This window comes from Geobacter psychrophilus, from assembly GCF_056821595.1.
Genome location: NZ_JBXDTU010000004.1, coordinates 2,965,504 through 2,983,947, shown reverse-complemented (window position 1 = coordinate 2,983,947; position 18,444 = coordinate 2,965,504). Strand labels below are relative to the sequence as shown.

18 protein-coding genes and 1 pseudogene are annotated in these 18,444 nt (G+C 53.2%); 12 read left to right on the top strand and 7 right to left on the bottom strand.

Annotated elements, in window-relative coordinates:
* Positions 1 to 8: 8 nt before the first annotated feature.
* The 5 genes from ACOCF6_RS16305 to ACOCF6_RS16285 all read right to left on the bottom strand — a co-directional run bounded on the left by ACOCF6_RS16305 (position 9) and on the right by ACOCF6_RS16285 (position 5,278).
* Positions 9 to 2,072: a hybrid sensor histidine kinase/response regulator gene (locus ACOCF6_RS16305; RefSeq protein ID WP_482461386.1), complete on the bottom strand. Its 2,064-nt coding sequence runs from the start codon at positions 2,070 to 2,072 to the stop codon at positions 9 to 11.
* Positions 2,069 to 2,674: a DUF1638 domain-containing protein gene (locus ACOCF6_RS16300; protein ID WP_482461385.1), complete on the bottom strand. Its 606-nt coding sequence runs from the start codon at positions 2,672 to 2,674 to the stop codon at positions 2,069 to 2,071. Before ACOCF6_RS16300 ends, ACOCF6_RS16305 begins: the two co-directional genes overlap by 4 nt.
* A complete protein-coding gene (locus ACOCF6_RS16295; RefSeq protein WP_482461384.1) occupies positions 2,664 to 3,698 on the bottom strand; it encodes a uroporphyrinogen decarboxylase family protein in 1,035 nt (344 codons plus the stop codon). Before ACOCF6_RS16295 ends, ACOCF6_RS16300 begins: the two co-directional genes overlap by 11 nt.
* Positions 3,695 to 4,360, bottom strand: a complete 666-nt coding sequence (locus tag ACOCF6_RS16290) for a cobalamin B12-binding domain-containing protein (protein ID WP_482461383.1) — start codon at positions 4,358 to 4,360, stop codon at positions 3,695 to 3,697. The genes ACOCF6_RS16295 and ACOCF6_RS16290 overlap by 4 nt, the downstream gene beginning before the upstream one ends.
* Before the next feature lie 114 nt (positions 4,361 to 4,474).
* Positions 4,475 to 5,278 (bottom strand): LexA family transcriptional regulator, encoded by an 804-nt coding sequence (locus ACOCF6_RS16285; RefSeq protein WP_482461382.1) that lies wholly within the window; start codon positions 5,276 to 5,278, stop codon positions 4,475 to 4,477.
* A gap of 436 nt (positions 5,279 to 5,714) precedes the next feature.
* On the opposite strand from ACOCF6_RS16285, the gene ACOCF6_RS16280 reads away from it, so the two are divergent.
* The 8 genes and pseudogenes from ACOCF6_RS16280 to ACOCF6_RS16245 all read left to right on the top strand — a co-directional run bounded on the left by ACOCF6_RS16280 (position 5,715) and on the right by ACOCF6_RS16245 (position 12,094).
* The gene (locus ACOCF6_RS16280; protein WP_482461381.1) at positions 5,715 to 6,191 is read left to right on the top strand and encodes an SH3 domain-containing protein; all 477 of its coding nucleotides are present in this window, start codon (positions 5,715 to 5,717) and stop codon (positions 6,189 to 6,191) included.
* A 500-nt stretch (positions 6,192 to 6,691) separates the two neighbouring features.
* Positions 6,692 to 7,198 carry a hypothetical protein gene (locus ACOCF6_RS16275; RefSeq protein ID WP_482461380.1) on the top strand — a complete coding sequence of 169 codons (507 nt, stop codon included), beginning with the start codon at positions 6,692 to 6,694 and terminating at the stop codon, positions 7,196 to 7,198.
* A gap of 63 nt (positions 7,199 to 7,261) precedes the next feature.
* Positions 7,262 to 8,779 (top strand): IS21 family transposase, encoded by a 1,518-nt coding sequence (gene istA, locus ACOCF6_RS16270; protein WP_482458892.1) that lies wholly within the window; start codon positions 7,262 to 7,264, stop codon positions 8,777 to 8,779.
* On the top strand, positions 8,766 to 9,503 hold the full coding sequence (istB, locus tag ACOCF6_RS16265) for an IS21-like element helper ATPase IstB (RefSeq protein ID WP_482458893.1): 738 nt from the start codon (positions 8,766 to 8,768) through the stop codon (positions 9,501 to 9,503). The genes istA and istB overlap by 14 nt, the downstream gene beginning before the upstream one ends.
* Positions 9,504 to 9,648: 145 nt before the next feature.
* On the top strand, positions 9,649 to 9,954 hold the full coding sequence (locus ACOCF6_RS16260) for a hypothetical protein (protein ID WP_482461379.1): 306 nt from the start codon (positions 9,649 to 9,651) through the stop codon (positions 9,952 to 9,954).
* 70 nt (positions 9,955 to 10,024) lie between these two features.
* Positions 10,025 to 11,017 carry a hypothetical protein gene (locus ACOCF6_RS16255; protein WP_482461378.1) on the top strand — a complete coding sequence of 331 codons (993 nt, stop codon included), beginning with the start codon at positions 10,025 to 10,027 and terminating at the stop codon, positions 11,015 to 11,017.
* Between the two features lie 261 nt (positions 11,018 to 11,278).
* A pseudogene (locus ACOCF6_RS16250) lies at positions 11,279 to 11,512 on the top strand (type I restriction-modification enzyme R subunit C-terminal domain-containing protein); the annotation flags it as partial.
* A 108-nt stretch (positions 11,513 to 11,620) separates the two neighbouring features.
* On the top strand, positions 11,621 to 12,094 hold the full coding sequence (locus ACOCF6_RS16245; RefSeq protein WP_482461377.1) for an SH3 domain-containing protein: 474 nt from the start codon (positions 11,621 to 11,623) through the stop codon (positions 12,092 to 12,094).
* A 108-nt stretch (positions 12,095 to 12,202) separates the two neighbouring features.
* Here ACOCF6_RS16245 and ACOCF6_RS16240 read toward each other — a convergent pair whose 3' ends face one another.
* On the bottom strand, positions 12,203 to 13,825 hold the full coding sequence (locus ACOCF6_RS16240) for an ammonia-forming cytochrome c nitrite reductase subunit c552 (protein ID WP_482461376.1): 1,623 nt from the start codon (positions 13,823 to 13,825) through the stop codon (positions 12,203 to 12,205).
* 2 nt (positions 13,826 to 13,827) lie between these two features.
* Positions 13,828 to 14,235 (bottom strand): 4Fe-4S binding protein, encoded by a 408-nt coding sequence (locus ACOCF6_RS16235; RefSeq protein ID WP_482461375.1) that lies wholly within the window; start codon positions 14,233 to 14,235, stop codon positions 13,828 to 13,830.
* Between the two features lie 345 nt (positions 14,236 to 14,580).
* On the opposite strand from ACOCF6_RS16235, the gene ACOCF6_RS16230 reads away from it, so the two are divergent.
* The 4 genes from ACOCF6_RS16230 to ACOCF6_RS16215 all read left to right on the top strand — a co-directional run bounded on the left by ACOCF6_RS16230 (position 14,581) and on the right by ACOCF6_RS16215 (position 18,425).
* Complete coding sequence (locus tag ACOCF6_RS16230; RefSeq protein WP_482461374.1) at positions 14,581 to 15,045, top strand: peroxiredoxin; 465 nt, start codon at positions 14,581 to 14,583, stop codon at positions 15,043 to 15,045.
* Between the two features lie 130 nt (positions 15,046 to 15,175).
* Positions 15,176 to 15,631 carry a ferritin-like domain-containing protein gene (locus ACOCF6_RS16225; RefSeq protein ID WP_482461373.1) on the top strand — a complete coding sequence of 152 codons (456 nt, stop codon included), beginning with the start codon at positions 15,176 to 15,178 and terminating at the stop codon, positions 15,629 to 15,631.
* Between the two features lie 224 nt (positions 15,632 to 15,855).
* Positions 15,856 to 17,889, top strand: coding sequence for a TonB-dependent receptor plug domain-containing protein (locus tag ACOCF6_RS16220; protein WP_482461372.1), 2,034 nt, complete (start codon positions 15,856 to 15,858; stop codon positions 17,887 to 17,889).
* A gap of 11 nt (positions 17,890 to 17,900) precedes the next feature.
* On the top strand, positions 17,901 to 18,425 hold the full coding sequence (locus ACOCF6_RS16215) for a YfiR family protein (protein WP_482461371.1): 525 nt from the start codon (positions 17,901 to 17,903) through the stop codon (positions 18,423 to 18,425).
* Positions 18,426 to 18,444: the final 19 nt, after the last annotated feature.

Sequence of the window (18,444 nt, the reverse complement as noted above, 5' to 3'; positions counted from 1 at the left end):
TCATCCTGTCAGCGCAGTCCCGCAAGCACCTTTTCAATTTCATGCAGGGTATAAGGCTTCGCCAGGACGCCTGCAAAACCGAATGATTGAAAGTCGGAAACCGTCGTATCATTGGCATAGCCGCTGGAAACCACCGCCGTTACCCCCGGATCAAGCTGCACAAGGAGTTTCATTGCCTCCCTGCCACCCATGGCGCCTGGGACCGTCAGATCGAGAATCACAACATCAAAGCGCCTGCCGTCAGTCAACGCCCTCTGATACGCCTGAACCGCCTCAGCACCATCACGCACCGTTTCCACCTCATGCCCCATGTATTGCAGCATCTCGGTAACCACATTCAGAATAATCGGCTCATCATCCATAACCAGGATCCTGCTGCTGCGGGTAGGCAGCGAAACATCCTCCGGCAGGTCCTGCAGCGCTGAACCTGCAGCGGCCGGCAGAAAGACATGGAACGCCGTTCCTCTGCCCGGGGTCGACTCCACCTCAATGCTGCCGCCATGCTTTCCGATAATGGAATAGGCGGATGCCAGGCCGAGTCCGCTCCCCTTTTGTTTGGTCGTAAAATAGGGATCAAAGATCTTCCGGAGGTATTCCGGCTGGATTCCGATGCCCGTATCCTGAATATCGATCCGCACCCGGTTCAGGGGGCAATCGCCCAGGGAGTCAGCAGGGACATTTGCACAGCTGACCTCTATGACACCACTACCGGACATGGCCTGCTCAGCATTGAGAACCAGATTGTGAATCACCTGGCTGATCTGCCCCGTATCAACCTCAGCGCTCCAAAGGTCAGCAGGAATGTGGAATTCGCATCTCGCACCCGAGCCGCGCAGGGCAAACGTTGCACTGTCCCGAACGATCCCGGCGATGGATGCCAACTGCTTGACCGGGGTGCCCCCCTTGGCAAAGGTCAATAGCTGCTGGGTCAGATCACGGGCACGCAGACATGCCTTCTCACTTTCAGCCAGCAAAGCGGCCGGGCGGGATTCATGGTCCAGACAGTTGGCAGCCAGGGAAATATTGCCGACAATGGCCGTCAGCAGGTTGTTGAAGTCGTGGGCAAGGCCCCCGGCCAATACGCCCACTGATTCAAGCTTCTGGGACTTAAGCAGCTCCTCCTCGATTTTTTTGAAGTCAGTAATATCACGGTGTATCGACAGGATTTGGCCGTTGCGATGCAATGAAAGCACTTTGAGCGAAACCAGTACATTACGGGGCTGTCCGTCCTTGGTGCGGTGAACGGTCTCAAAGAGCAAGGAGCCATGTTTCAGCAGGTTCCGGGTGCGCTGTTCGATTTCTTCCTGCGAATCAAGCGCATCAATATCCATTATGCTCAATGCGGCAAATTCCTCGCGCGTGTACCCCAATTGCCTGTGAGCCGCCGTATTGAAACTGATAAGCATCTTGGTCACGGAATCCACCAGCAGAATACCATCAGGAGACTGCTCAAACAGCATCCGGTAGTGCTCCTCCGCTTCCTGGCGGGCCTCGATTTCACACTCCAGTTCCTGGTGAGCCTCCATCAATTCGTTGTGCGCTGACTCCAGTACGCTGTAGTTGGAGATCTCATTGCCCAGCATCAGGGCAGCATACACAAAAAAAGGCTGCAATTCGCGGTGAATGGAAACGTCCGCAAGCTGCATACCCTCCATAACCACTACCCCGATCATGCGCTGCTGCATGATCAGGGGGAAGGCCCAGTTTTCATGGCTGACAGCACCGCCGGGTAGCGCTGCCACGACCGGTGATGAACGTACAAAGGTCTCAGCCTGAATACAGCGCAGAACAAGCTGGTCCATGGGTGCCGCCATCACACGTTCGGAGCCGTAGACATCCCGGGAAAACCAGCGGCCGTCAACGGTGTAGTAAACGATCAGGTTCGAACCTCCGATGGTTTCCATCAGGATCGCAAGGATATTCTCAATCACATTGGTAAGCCCGCTGACCGAACTCAGACGGGTGAGCATACTGTTGACCAGCTTCAGGTGGGCACTGCTCCTGGCAAGGACAGACACCCGTTCCTGCAGCGCCCGCAATTCCTCAGCCGGCAGTGTGACGCTATCGCTCATGCTTGCTCCTGCAGGGCGTTGCTGATAGTCGCTTCCAGCACCCGTTCCAGATGTTCCAGCCCGATGTCAAGCCAGCGCAGCTCCAGCGAGGTGCGCTGGCTGATCTCCTCGGCCTGGGCCGAGAAATCGCCCGAACAGGGGGTGCGGATGGCCAGCAGATGGGTATGGGCTTCACGGAAGATATCCCGCATGACCAGCGGGGCCAGTCCCTGCTCACCGCCGACGATGCTGTCCCAGCTCAGGGCCCACTCCTCAAACAGGAAAAAGGCGCCGGCCTCAAGTTCGCGGCAGAAGGTTTCGTGCCCCAGGCAGATATCAACGCAGTTCTGACCGGGCGTGCGGACAACACCGGCCGCGGCAAGGATGCGGTCCATCAGCGGGTGACAGGCCCCGTAGAACACGAAAACAGGCTGGCCGGCATGTGCCGCCAGGCTCTTTTCCAGGGTGCGCTGCAGCTTGCCGAAATCAGTATGCAGCCCGGAAGGCAGGAACACAGCCGATACCGGCCAGCTGTTTTTTGCAATCAAATAGCGGATCTCCTTCTGGAGGATACCGCAGCCGATCATCAAAAGGCATTTTTCATCACACGGATTACGTATCATAGCGACCATAGCGGTAAGCCGCGTCAAGCATGACGCGGATATTCTTTTCAGGAATGGCGCAGGGCATCATCAGGGTGCTGAAGATAAAACCACCGCCCGTTTTGCCCGTGTCCATGATCCGCTTGACCTCGCGGTTGATATCCTCTTCCGTCCAGAGTATCAGGCTGATGTCGTTGATGGCGGCCACCAGCAGCGCCCGTCCGTCCAGCGCTGACTTGGCCTCGGCAATATCGTCAAAAGGATTGATGTAAAAGGCCCGCAATCCGGTCTGATCCAGCAGTGTTGACAACTGGGGATTGATCCGGCCGCCCCCGTTAAAGTAGATGACATCATCCGTCCCGACCGGTTGAAGATCGCTGAGAACCGTCGGCAGCGCCAGGGATTTGAATTGCGGCAGGGTGATGAAATTGGCCGTTGCCACCGAATTGGTGTAGATGATCAGGTCAGCCCCGGCCTGGCGCAGGGCCTGAATATGTCGACGGCAGAACAGGGAACACTTCTCCAGCAGCAGCGAGCGCAACCCGGGATCGCCGCACAGAAACAGTTCCATCCAGCCGGAGATGCCCATCAAAAGCGCCGGCAGACTGAAAGAGGCCGTGACATCACCGATCACCGGGTACTGCCCTGCCGCGCGCTCCTTGAGGATGCGGATGCAAGTAGTTAGTTCCCGGAAGCGCGGCAGCTGGCTGAAGTCGTCAGGAACCTCCAGCGCTGCGATATCCTCTTCTTTCTGGATAACAAGATGGCCGACATTGGGCGGCCCGTCCTTGGCATACACGATGTTGCGGCAGCCGAACAGTTCAGCCTCCATGCCGACATAGAACATCCCCATGACGCCATCGTAGCCGTACCTTTCCCGCATGCGCAGCTGCCCCTCGGCCACGTTCACGCCGCTGGCATAATACTCCTTAATCCCCATACCCAGCTCAGCGGCCCCCTGATCCAGCAGGTTGCAGAACACCGGCACACGGTCCGGCCGTTGTCCGGTCATGAGCGCCTGCAGACGTTGCATGCCGGTCATCATGCGTGCAGCCCCCTGATCAGGCCGGCGATAATCTCGGCCCCCTCGATAGCGGTCGCCCCCCAGGCATCGGCCTCCACCTCACGGTAAAGGGTGTCATGAAAACGGTAAGGCGCCCCGCCCACCACGATCTTGATGCGCTCTTCCAGGCCCTGTTCCCGCAGGAGCGCCCGCACCCGGCGCGGCCCATTCTCGCCCACGGCGGTATGGACCATCATGGACGAAATTCCGATCACACCGGCCCCAACGTCCAGAGCCGCTTCCACAAAGCGTTCCGGTCGGGCATTGATGCCCACATCCGTCACCTGGAACATCTTGGCCCGCAGGCAACCACAGAGAATCTTCTTCCCCAGGCCGTGGAAATCGCCGTAACTGGTGCCGATAACGACCTGTCCCTGCATCTCGGGGGCTGTTTTAAAGCGGGGAATGAGCATATCGGTAACTTCTTCTGCGATCTGGGAGGCGAGAAAGTGCTGGGAAAGGGTAACGAGCGAGTCGGTGATCATGCCGCCGATCATCTTCTCCATGCCGGGGATAACAATGGAGAAAACGACCTCTTCGGGAGTAACACCCGCGTCAAGGGCCTGCTGGATAACAAGCAGCGCCCGCTCACGGTCGGTGTCGAAAACAGCATTGTAGTAGTCGGTGAAGTGTCTATTCCCCATGCAGAGCCTCCAAGACGGGCAGTTGCGACCTGTGCTGCCGGAATAACACTTTATACCTTGAAACCGTGAAAACGCCAAAACAAACTGTGCAACAGAGCGGCCTTCAGCCCGGCATTATCTTACAAGACGCCGCACGACCCGTCCCACAACCAGAGGGTACATGTCTTCATTGCTGATATCCAGCACCTCCGGTTCGGAGCTTTCCGCATCGCATTTTGCCAGCAGGGTTCCGTCCGGGTTGCGGAAGATCCGGCGGACCGTCATGGTGCCGTCGGCGTAGCGCAAGGCCAGTACACCGCCGTTGATGGTGCTCTTGTAGGAAGTATCCACAAAGACCAGATCACCGTCCTGAACCCAGGGGGACATGTTGTCACCGATGACCTTCATCAGCAGCAGGTCTTCCGGCTGCACGCCGAGGGCATGTATCAGCCAGTTGGTTCCCGGAGCAAGCACATCGACGAGCTGCGGTGACTCAAACGAGCAGATCACATTGCCATGGGAATCATATTTGACGAATCTCTTGTGGGGCGGACAGACCCTGGGCTGTTCGCAAACATCCGAAGAATCTGAAGACATGTTCTCGTCGGACTGATATCTGCCAGTGTGAGCCTTGTTGCCGGTCAGGATAAATTCCAGATCCAGCCCTTCCGAACCGCAGATTGCGACGATCGACTCGGTCGGAATCGTATTGCGCTGTTTCCAGTTATGTATCCGGCGGATACCGACACTCATGGCTTCGGCCAGTTCTACATCGGTTTGTATGCCCAACTCCTCTTTAATGCGGCTGAGGGTATCCTTGGTATTGATCAGGACGTGGCCGCCCGGCACCCTCATCCTGGATGTCTCAGGCGATACTTTACCGATTTCGATGCACTCTTCATGCAATTGAGAAACTTTATTATTGACCACATTACTCATACTTGGTAATTCCCTTCAGGATTCTGGAATTAACTGCCATCACAACACACCCGCCAAGGCCGGCAACCCGTGACAATTGTGCCGAATTCGAACAAGTTATAGCATTTTCAGACCCAAATAACAATCAGCTTTACTATCTGTCACATTCTATCGGCAAGGGCAATTGATATTTGATACTCCACGAAACCCCGCCCGGTAACCGCCGGACGTCCCAGCCACTTGAAATCAATATTACTGCTGCCATTTCATTTTTCTCTTTAACTACACCCGAAAATGATGTACATACAAGCGAACGCTATCGCATTTTACTTCATTTCGAAGTACATCCTCTTGCACCTCCCCAATGCCGATACTGTTTTGACCGTAACTTTAGGTTCAGCCAAGCCGTCATATGCTTTATGCAATTTCGCATTTTACTTTTTTGCAACAGGAGAACATGAAGATGATCAGGTTCAGCAGCAGGGTCAAATCGGCGATTGTTATCGGTTCAGTACTTATGTCAGCAGCATGCGCCTTCATCTCAACCGGTGAGGCAAACACCGGCAATACGGGTGAGACGTCACGTGTCACAATTGCTAGAGGAAAGTTTGTAAATGAGTCTGAAATGATCGGGGTACTGCCGTCCTTCAATGTTTCGGAGATGCCCGTAGCCGACAACTCTATGTCGCAAAGCACACAGGACCGCGTTCAGGCAGACCGGGAAACCAGCAAGCACGAAACGCTCGTAAACGTCATGAGTGCGCCGTCACTGAATAGCCGAACCGTAGCCGAACTCAGGCATGGACAAGCGATCAAGGTTCTGAAAGCAAAGGACAGCTGGCTCAAGATCACGTGGCAGACAGACAATACGCTCAGTCAGGGTTGGCTGGAAAAGTCCTTTGTAGAAGGAAAGTCCATACATGCTCACCGGTAATCTCTAAAAATCGGTCTACCTTTATTTGATTCAAAAGCCCCCGTCCGGTACGTACCGAACGGGGGCTTTTTGTTTGCATGGTATTAGAGATAGTACCTCCTGCAACCGCCCCCAACGTTGACAGTTTCAATCAGTAAACCCCGGCTTGAGACGCGGGTGAATTCCGGGCAGTGTCCGTATCCCTGGCTTTGACGACCTGGGTGTTGCTTGTTGTATACAATATCTCTAATGAGTGCTCATTCTCATGGATAATGACCCTTGTTTCTGCTATGAAGAGATGCGCTGCAAGCCTGACATGAATCGAATTGAAGGAGCCCTACGGGCGCAATCTATGCGATAAATTGATGAACCTATTGATGTGGCACTTTATTTTGTTGCAACTGAAGGGTCTGAAGAGGGGAAGCGAGCATTACTTGAAGTGGTTTAGGCAAAACAAGGTGTAAAAGCACAATAACCCCGCAATAATTGAATTCAAATATGATGAAGTGCGGAGATCAATTATGAACCTGCTTGACTGGATTCCCGCAATCTCAACAACATCATTGCTCTGCGGTGCATTGTGGCTATTTCGTTCCATCATTTCAACCCGCTTGGCAATGAGCGTTCAGCATGAGTTTGATAACAAGTTGGAAACGATTCGAACGGATCTTCGAAAGAGTGAGGAATCTTTTCGTGCAGACTTGCGAAGTAAAGAGAATCAAATCGCTGTTCTTAGCAGCGGTGCTATGGCAGGTATGATGAGTCGCCAAGCGGCCTTAGACAAACGCCGCTTAGAGGCGGTAGATCAACTTTGGTCAGCAATCACAGCACTAGGTCCAGCGAAAGCTGTTTCGGCTTCGATGGCAGCTATCAAGTTTGAGGCTGCCGCAGAGGCAGCAGCAAATGATCCGAAAATGCGTGATTTTTTTGCATCAATAGCAGAACAGTTCGACCTTCAAAAGATGCAAACCTGTGAATCGGCATGCAATATTGACCCACTTAGGGGGATAATCGGCGTCCAAAATTGACCCACCTCAGCACCTTCCTCCATACTCTCTGGAACCAACCAGAGAGAGGAGTACCGAAAGGAGATGCTGAACGTGGAAACCATCCGCAAAGTCCGTCACGCCCACTACCGAGATGGCAAAGGCATCCGGGAGATAACCCGCGAATTCAACCTTGCCAGGAACACCGTCAGAACCATCCTCCGCACCGGCATGACCGACCAGAAGTACGTAAGGACTGAACAGCCACGTCCGAAGCTCGGCTCCTTTGAAGCCAGCCTTTCTGAATGGCTGGCTGAGGACAACAGCAAGCCTGTTCGCCATCGCAGAAGCTCTCAGATCCTGTTTGAGCAGCTACAGCGTGCAGGATACGAAGGAGGCTATGACAGCGTCCGCCGCTATGTGAGCAACTGGAAGAAAGCAGACGGCACGGCTGCTGTAAAGGCCTTCATACCCCTTGCCTATGACCCTGGTGACGCTTTCCAGTTCGACTGGAGTTACGAGAAGGTCGAACTCGGTGGTGTCCCCGTAGAGATAAAGATCGCCCACTTCCGCCTGTGTCACAGCCGCAAACCGTTCTGTGTCGCCTATACCCGTGAAACTCTTGAGATGGTCATGGATGCCCATGTCCGGGCCTTCGAGTTCTTTGGCGGTGTCTGCAGGCGAGGCATCTACGACAACCTGAAGACGGTAGTTACCAAGGTGCTGATGGGCAAAGACCGGGTGTTCAACCGTCGCTTCCAGAACCTGGCCTCCCACTACCTGTTTGAACCGGTAGCCTGTACGCCAGCCGCAGGTTGGGAGAAGGGACAGGTCGAGAACCAGGTCGGCGTAGTCAGGAAACGTTTCTTTGCCCAGCGTAGGCGGTTCAAGGACGTGGCTGAGTTGAACGAATGGCTACTGGACCAGTGCCGCAATCACGCCGCCACTTTCAAGCATCCCGAGCTCAGGACCAGAACCATTGACGAGGTGTTTGCCGAAGAGCGCAACCGTCTGCTGAGTATGCCGTCTCCGTTTGATGGTTATCAGGAAAGCGTTGCGCGTGTGTCGCCGCAGCTCCTGATCAGCTTCGACCGCAACCGTTACAGCGTCAATGCGATGGCTGTCGGTAAAACAGTCTCAGTACGTGCATACGCAAGCCGGGTGATCATCGTAATGAACGGCACAACGGTTGGAGTCCACGACCGTAACCTCAGTCGTGACAAGGTCATCTACGACCCCTGGCATTATATCGCCGTACTGGAGCAGAAACCGGGAGCCTTGCGAAACGGTGCCCCCTTCAAGGAATGGGATCTGCCGGAATCGATGGGTGAGGTCAGAAAGATACTGGCGGAACGCAGCGACGGAGATCGCCAGTTCGTGGGGATATTGAGCGTCGTCCGTCGTTATGGCTTGGAAGCCGTGGCAGAAGCGTGCGCCAAATCGATAGCCGACAAGACGGTCAGCAGCGATGTCATACTCACCATTCTGTCACGCACACACGATGAGCCGCAACCGGAACCGCTGCAGCCGTCAGCACAGTTGCCGCTGCTCAGGTTGGTCCCGGTGGTGGACTGTTACCGCTATGACCGCCTCCTCTCGGGAGGTGCCTATGGTACTGCGTGACCGACTGATGGAAGCCATCGGGACGCTCGGACTGTACGGAATGAAGTCCATCCTTGATGAGGTGCTGGCGGCAGGGATAAAGAGTCGGGCCACTCCGGACAAGATACTGTGCGACCTCCTGGAAGCGGAGATGGCGGAGAGGAAGTTAAGAAGCATCCGTTACCGCATGAGTCTGGCCAGGTTCCCGGTAGACAAGGATCTCGACCGGTTCGAGTTCGCAGCCACACCAGTCAATGAGATGCAAGTCAGAACCCTCTATGATGGCAGCTTCCTGTCCGATCACAGCAACATCATCATGGTCGGCGGTACCGGAACCGGCAAGACGCACCTTGCCATCTCCATAGCTCGGCAGAGTATCAGAAATGGCAGGAAAGCCAGGTTCTTCAACGTACTGGATCTGGTGAACCAGTTGGAGCAGGAGAAACTCGACAACCGGGGTGGCAAGCTGGCGGAACACCTGGCAAGGCATGACCTGGTTGTCCTTGACGAACTGGGTTACCTGCCATTCTCCAAGAACGGCGGCCAACTCCTGTTCCACCTGATCTCGAAGCTTTACGAGAGAACATCGCTGATCATAACAACCAACCTGACGTTCGGCGAATGGCCACAGGTATTCGGGGATGGAAAGATGACGACAGCCCTGCTGGACAGGATCACTCATCACTGCGAGATAGTGGAAACCGGAAATGAAAGCTGGAGAATCAGAACGAGGATAAACAACTAAAAACTACTGCTGGGGTGGGTCAAAATTGAACGCCTATAGCGGGTCAAAATTCAATGCCGATTGACAGCAAACCATCGATGCTGAAAAGGCCCGACCCTTTGTTTCTCCGATAGCGTGGGCACTTTATTCTGCGTATCAGGCCATTGTGTGTCTTGCCGTTTTAAAACTTAAAATACTAAAGGCAGGACTTGATATTCCCAAAGTTCTGGACACAGACGGCGTTGAGCGACTAATCAAAGTCGCTTTACCCCACTTTACTGAATTTATCGAAAAGTACGGTACAGATGCGTCACACCACCTACTTGATGAACTTGAGTCTCGTCTCTTGGAAGAACTGCTGAAAATGTTGCAAGGTGGAGAGTCTGACAAGGCGAGTATTGAACAAGCGGCGGGGATACTTAAAGAAGCCGGACGGTTGAGGGAAACGATTTCGCAATCGACGCTTTCTTAGGAAGTAACCATCACAAATTACAAAGCGGCTGAATTGCTACAATTCGACCAGAATTAAGGGGAAATACACTGTGAAATATCTGGCCATTTTTATTGCCGCACTTATTTCTCTAATGAGCATTCAATCGCACGCAGAAACCTTTGATATTAAAGATTCTCGCTGGAAGCAGTTAAGTCAGACCTACGGATTTATTGTTGGTCAGCAAGATTCCTTGGAGCGGATTGATGAGAAATTTCCGGATCTCGCAAAAGATGTAAAAGAGGCATGGGTTGCATATAATTATAGCGCGCTTGGTGAAAGCACTATTAGTATTGAAAAGGAACTCAAAAGCGAAATTGGAGAGAAGAAGTGGACTGACTTCAAAATGGAGCTGTCCAAGCTAATACCTCGTGAGGAGATTACTCGCCCCCAAGCTGTAGATTTTCTCAAAGAAGTCAATGATCGATCAAAAGGCCAGCTACCAAAATCGATATTGACTACTCTTTTGTCGGCAAACCCACGGTATTTGAGGAAGCCAACAAGTGAATTAGCAGAAGGATGGAAGCAAACTTTTCGGACCAAGGGGCATACTGATTCTAAAGGGGTAGATTGTACCATCACCTTGCCTGCAAGTTGGAGCAGAAAGGAAGGAAATAGGCCTGACATGATTCAAATGTTTCAGAATGGGGCTGGTCACGGTCCTATTATCAGCGCTATGATGATTAAGTCAGTTCCTCCACCTAAACTTTCAAAAGAAGAACAGAAAGACTTTTTCACACCAACAGAACTAAAAAGCTCAATTCCAGAGGGTGGAAAGTTTATCTCGTCAAAAAATATTGTACTTGATGGTGCACCTGCAGCAATGGTTGTTTACGACATTACCCAACAGGTATTAGATATAACAACTAAGGCGAGAGTCACTCATTTTGTAACAATTCACAATGATAATAAAATGATTCTTCTTCAGTTTATGGCTTTCAAACGTACTGACAATATCAGTACGCTTGACCAGCTTCAAAAACTGCATCTTCCAACTTTCAAGCTAGTTGCAAGCAGTCTTGTGTTCAATGATCAATTCAATTAAAAAATAACAAATTCCGGGGCGGGTGCTCAGCCGTTGAATCGATCATAAGATCTCTACAAGTACCGGAGTTGCAATGTCCAATTTCACCTTCCTAAGCACCAACTGGCCCGAACTCTACAAAACTGTCCGCGAAGCCGAGCAGGCGCCCCGCGGACCAGCTGTTTCTACGCCCGGCGCTCGCTGGAGCATGCGGTGAAGTGTCTCTAGACAAGGTGCTAGAATACCTGATGTGCTACGGCGTCAAACGGGCGCGAGGCGGCCAGCGAGGCCTTCGGCGAGTTCCTGCACAACTCGACCTATTCGGCCACCCAGATCAGGTTCATTGACCAGGTAGTCAGCTACCTGACCCAGAACGGCAGCATGGACCCCGGCCTCCTGTACGAGCCGCCCTTCACCGACCTGCACACCGAGGGACTGGATGGGCTCTTCGGCGACGCCGGGGCACCCAGGTTCATTCAGCTGCTGCAGGATATTGAACTGCGGGCAGCGGCGTAGTGTCAAACCGGTGGTATACTACTGAATGTTTTTGACCTTACCCCTTCAGCTGAGACTACATAGGTACGAATTATTCTGCATCATACTTTTATGGAAAAGGAGTCCATCATGACAACCAGATTCAACAGTAGACTTCAGTCAACGATACTTTTCGGTACAGTGCTGCTCTTATCGGCCTGTGCCTCAGTCAATACCGCTGATTCGGGCAAAAGCGAAGCAACAGTTGCCAAAAAAGCGGATGATACGACCCGCACCACGATCCAAAAGGGGAAGTTTGAAAATCCGCCTGAAATGCAGATGACCAGCATAAACAACACCCCGGATTCTGCTAACACTCCCTCTGAAACAGCCCCGCACAGTTCGCCCAACTCCAAGGCAGGCACCACCAGAATCAACCAGAAAGAGGCGTCAGTAAATGTCCGGAGTACGCCATCCGCAAAAAGCCGCTCCATTGCCGTACTCAAGGCGGGACAAGCCATCGAGGTCCTAGAAACCAGGGACAACTGGGTAAAGATCACCTGGCAGAAAGGTAATTCTGCAAAGCAGGGCTGGATGAATAAGGCCTTTGTGGAAGGAAATTAACGGGAACACTCGGGAAACATCAGCACTACGCAACTTTTCAGAATATAAAATGGCTGCCCTCGTTTCGAGGACAGCCATTTTCGTTTCATACATCACTGTACCTGATGCCTACTTTTTCGGTTCATCCTTTTTGACCACAGCCATGGCATCGTTGAGGATCTTGACGCCGGCCTTGGAGGCGGCGATCGAGCCGGTCAGGCTTTCACGGGCCAGGTCGGGGTTATGGAAACCGTCCGAGTTTTCGGCGGTCCAGTATTCCCAGAGCACATGGGCCTCTTCATGCTTCTCACGGGCCTGGGTCAGGACGCTATCGGTCACACCCATGCGCTGGGCAGCGGCATAGGAGTCGATCAACTGGCCCAGCCAGTACTCGGCCTTGCGCATCTTGCCCTTGGTGTAGTTGATGACCGAATCCAGTTCGTACTGTTTTTGCTCAACAGTGCTTTTCGGGTGGCAACCCAGACAGGCCGCCTTGACGTTCTGCTTGGGCTTGACAACGCCGTGGGTCGAGAAGATCTTGCCGTCCCTGCCCTTCTGCTTGGGCATATGGCACTGGTGGCACTGGACGCCGGCCCGGTCGTGTACGCTGCCGGCATAGGTCTCGGCTTCGGGGTGCTGGAATTTGATCAATCGGGCCCCGGTGACGGCGTGCTTGAAGTCGAAGAAGTCCAGATCCTTGTAATGTTTGAGCAGTTGCAGGGCGTTCTTGAGCGGGAAGTGGTTGGTGCGCTGGTCATCATACTTGACCGGCTTGCCGTCGCTCCACTGGGTGCCGGCGCCACAGGCATACTCGACGTGACACTGGGCGCACATCATGCGGGAATCGGTTTTCTGCATGATGCCGATCTTGCGGAAACCGTCACGGAATGAAATCACCTTCAGGTCGGTTGCGCCCCCCTTGGAGAAGATGTTGTTCTTGGTATCGCGTTCAATGGCCTGGATCAGGCCGTCACGCACCACACGGGGCTGGGTGCCGTGCGGATCATGGCAGTGGATGCAGCCGACCGGGTTGTTGGTGTCCTTGGCCACATCAACAATATTGGAGGTGCGGTCCCACTGGGCCTTGGGATCCTTGTCACCCATAAATTTCCACTTGAGGATATGGTCGGAGGTCTTGCACTGGATGCAGGTCGGATTACCGGCCATGGCGGTTTCCTTCAGCTTGTAATCCTTGCCTTTGTCAACCAGCACATCCCAGGTCTTGCCGGTCTTGTCGATACCCTTCCAGCCATCCTTGAACTGGAAACGTCCGCCCTGGAAACGATCCACGGCAAACTGGTCGATGACCATGAAGGCGTGGCCACGCGGTTCATTGTGCTCAAAGGTGAAACCATAGGGGGCCAGCAGTTTGTCCTGCATGGGGGAGCGGCCGGCAGGCACACCTTTCTCCTTGCGGGCGCCGCCGTCATAATTGACCTTGAAGAAACTTTCATACTGGCTTTTGTGACACTTGCCGCACAGGGCCTGGTCGATGCGCGTGACCGGCTTGTTCTTCTCCGGGTCCTGCATATGCGCATCCATCTTGTCGTGGCAGACCGTACAGGCCAGCTTGGCGTGCTTCGAGCCCTCCTTGAGGGCCTTGACCTCGTCGTGGCACTCATAACACTTGGCCCTGCCGTCACCGGCCACTTTGGTGGCAGGCTTATTGACGGCGGTAGTCAGGGTGGGCAGTGACAGTACGGCAAGCGCACCTGCTACTGCCGCTATCAGTGCCAGTTTTTTTTTCAGCATGTTCATTCTCCTTTCTCGGGTGTGTTGACCGCATTCATGGCAGGTAGTTTAACGGGGGCAGAACGGGGCTGCAGTATGATCGCCTTGGGGTTGACCGGGCAGACATATTCGCAGGTCCCGCAACCGCTGCAGCGCGCTTCATCTATGCGAATGCCTTCACCAGGCACCACCATGACGGCCCGGGATTGGCAGCGTTCCACGCAGGCAAAACAGCCGCAGTTCCGGGCCAGGCAGCGCTCGTTGAACGCTGCAGCAGACATGTCAGGCCGGGGTTCGCCTGTTGGCACTGTGTCCGGAATAACAGGGGCATCGGAAGCTTCTCCCCCCTTGAACGTGCCGGCGATCTCAATGGCCGTCTTGCCGAGGGAGAAAATCCCCTGGCGGAAAAATTCCTTGCGGGTAATACCCATACCAATCCTGTTCCTGATGTATTGCGGATTTCCCGGGCGCATACACGCCCGGCCCAGACAAGCATACCAGAGTTCCGGTGATGCACCAGCAACCGGTTATACCAATTCCATATCAAGGCCCTAGCTCGTTGATCTGGAATTGGAATTACAAACACGCAGCACACCTCGCATGCCGTACAGATACTATTATTCAAAAAAGGGCCGGATCAATTGACCCAGGTCAAATTCTGACGGTATAGTTTTTCAAGATACGCATTCGAAGCATAAATAGATTGACGTATGTCTGTTTTTTGCTAATGTGGACACAAACAGTCTTGTTTATATTTTGTGCGCGGGGGGACGGTCATGTCACTGGAAGGGACAATAGCACCGGATTTTTCATTGGAGGGGAGTGACGGGACCCGGCATAACCTGAAAACGTATGCCGGAAAAACCGTTGTTATCTTTTTCTATCCCAAAGACAACACGCCAGGCTGCACGAAAGAGGCCTGCGGCTTTCGGGATGGCTACAGTCAACTGGCAAGCAAGAATATTGTACTCATGGGAGTCAGCAAGGACAGCATCGCTTCCCATGGCAAGTTCATCAGCAGTCACAACCTGCCCTTCACATTGCTGTCCGACCCTGATACGGCCATGATGACCGCCTACGGGGCCTTCGGTGAAAAGATCATGTACGGCAAAAAAACCACCGGTACGATCCGTTCGACGGTTGTGATCGGTCCGGACAGCATCATCAGGAAGCATTGGACAAACGTAGCCAAAGCCGAACTGCATCCGGCCCAGGTATTTGAATTTCTTGCAAAAGCATGATGCATCCATCAATATTGACGCCAAACTGACAAGACGATAAATCTCTGCAGAATTGAGCACATCAGGATCACTATCGTACCGCCTGAATGGCAGGATGATAGTGCCACATCACTCGGAATGGAGTCGAACCATGGAGAAATTTGTAACACTGGACGATGTTATCAAATTCGCAATTGATCGCGAGGAGACCGCTTACCAGCTCTATAAATTTGCTGAAGAGTTGAGTACCACGGTGGCTGCAAAAAAGATCTTTGCTGAGCTTGCGGCAGAAGAGGCCACGCACAAGGATGTCTTCAGCAAGATTGACGCTGACAAGGCAGAAAGCCACAAACTATGCACCATACCTGAGACCAGTATCGCCAAGTACCTGATAGATGTAACCTTCCGACCCGACATGACCTATCAGGAAATCCTGACTTTTGCGCTCAAAGCCGAAGAGAATGCCTATCAGCTGTACAAAGCCGCTGCCGGCATGACTGATGACGAGCGGCTGCAGAAGGTTCTGATGAACTTCGCCGATGTGGAGCTTGGGCACCGCCGCAGGCTGGAAATCATCTACGAGGAGCACGTGCTGACCGAGGGGTGATTCAAACCGCCTCGCAGTAATTACCAAAAGGCGCTTCCGATTCAGGATGCGCCTTTTGTTTTTTCTTCACGACAAATCCCTGCTTGCAAAAATCATAAATTCCAGTAAAATCCCGGCAACATTAACCCTGGTTATAAAACGCTTTTTCATGTCTCACCGGTTCTGCAACCCGGAATCCTGGGACACGCGCCACATGTTGACCAACATTTCAAACAGGTAACGGTATGAAAACAGGGTCAAAAATTCCGTGGAGGCTTCTGACGGCATGCCTGACGATAGCATTGTCAGGGATAACATTTTCAGAATGTTCATTTGCCGATACGTTTCGAACCGAAAAAACTGACCTGTCCGAACTTTCTCTCGAAGAGTTGATGGAAATCAAAGTAGCCAGGGTCATCACCGCATCCCGCTTTGAACAGCGGGTCACAGAGGCACCCGCCAGCGTCACTATCATAACTGCTGATGAAATCAGAATGTTCGGCTACCGGACGCTGGCAGATATCATCAGGTCCATTCCGGGACTGTACGTCACCTCTGACCGCAATTACAGCTATATCGGGATCCGGGGATTCGGGCGGCACGGGGACTACAACGGGCGGATACTGCTGTTGATTGACGGACACCGGCTCAATGACAATCTCTTTGATACCGCCGCTCTCGGAACCGAATTCCCCCTCGACATCGACCTGATCGACAACCTGGAGTTTGTGCGGGGACCGGGCTCGTCGCTGTACGGCAGCAATGCCTTCTTCGGTGTTATCAACATCATCACCCGACCATCCGGGGAGGTGAACAAAGAGGCGGCCATTGCTGCCGGTGACAATGAAACCTGGAAAGGACGGATGAGCTACGGCAATGTTTCTGGCGCAGGACTCGGTGTGCTGGTGTCGGGTTCCTGGCTGGAAAGCGCCGGCCAGCGCAAAGTCTATTATCCTGAATACGCAGCGGATCCCAACGGGTCCGTTTCCCATGACAATGATTATGATTCCGCCAAATCCATGTATTCCCGTTTCTCCTACGGTGATTTCACCCTGTCCGGTTTGTACGGCACCAGAAAGAAAGGTATCCCGACCGGAGCATACGAAGTTGTATTCAACACCAAGCCCAATTACACAGTGGATGACCGGGGCTATGTCGATCTTTCCTACCGGCACACGTTCGGCAAGTTCACTGATTTTTCGGCCAGACTGTTTTACGATGCCTATGAATATGAAGGGCGGAGCACCTACGACAGGGTAGTTGGTCAGCCGTACGTAATCGTTCGCGACATGGCGCACGCTCACTGGTGGGGCGGCGAGGCCATGGCCGATATAAAACCTTCGGAGCGACACCGATTCACTGTCGGAGCTGAATTCAGGCACAACCTGCGCACGTCTCAAACCAATATGGATGTGGAGCCATTCAAATCAAACCTGGACTACAACCACAGCTCCACAAACTGGGGTGCATTTGGACAGAGCGAGCACAGCATCTTTAAATCCCTGTTTCTGAATGCCGGGGTACGCTACGACGATTATGGGCGTTTCAATTCAGTCAATCCCCGTGCGGCACTGATCTGGACACCAATCGCGACCACCACCTTCAAATTGATGTACGGCGAAGCATTCCGGGCACCGAACGCCTATGAATCCCACTATTTTGACGGCGGAAAAACCGGGAAATCCGACCCGAACCTGAAACCTGAAAAAATCCGCACCTATGAGGCGATCTGGGAGCAATATTACAACGATATCTACAACTCTTCGGTCTCAGCCTTCTATTACCGCATTAACAACCTGATCTCTCTGGTGACCGATCCGGCCGACAACCTGATGGTCTACCGCAATATCGACCGGGTGGAGGCAAAGGGTGTCGATCTCGTTCTGCAGGCTAAATTTGAATCCGGACTGATGGGACGCGTTAGCTATACCTGGCAGGAAGCGACAGATGCCGACAGCGGCGCCTGGCAGGTCAACTCACCGCGCCACCTGGCAAAGGCCAATATCAGTATGCCGGTCTACCGATCGTCTGTCTTTATTTCACCAGAGCTCCAATATTCCAGCCCCCGCCTGACACTGGCCGGCAACCGGACCAGGGATGCGGTAACAGCAAACCTGACGATCTTGGGTCGCAACCTGATTCAGGGCCTGGAGGCTTCAGCCAGCATCTACAATCTGTTCGACACACGCTACGGAGATCCGGGCTCAAGCGAGCATAGACAGGACATCATCGATCAGGACGGCATCAACTTTCGTATAAAACTGAGCTACCGGTTCTAATGTTGAAGCCAATGAAACTATGCATATCTGCCGTGTTAGCCGGACTCTTGTGCGTGGTTTCAGTTCCGACCCTGGCACTTGATCCGTCCGAATCCCAAGTGACGGCAGCGATGCTATTCAATTTTACAAAATTTGTTGAGTGGCCGGCGGACTCCCTTTCAGGGAACAACCAGCTGAGCATCTGCATTGCCGGGACCAACCCGTTCAAAGGCAGCAGTGATACGTACCAGGACCGGATTTCAAAAGGAAAAACCGTCAAGATACGGTCTATAAACGGTCCGCAGGAGGTACAGGGGTGTAATCTGCTGTTCATCGATCAGTCCCAGCAGGATGATCTGGCGGCATATCTTCATCAAGCATCCGGAATGCCGATCCTGACGGCCAGTAATATCAGTCAGTTTGCATCACATCACGGCATGATCGGCCTGTTCAAGCATGATGACAGGATCCGCTTCGAAATCAACCATGATGAGGCCAGGAGATCCCGCCTGACCATTAGTTCAAACCTGCTCAAGCTCGCAAAGATTGTACGGTAATGGGGCTCTGCCGGCAGGG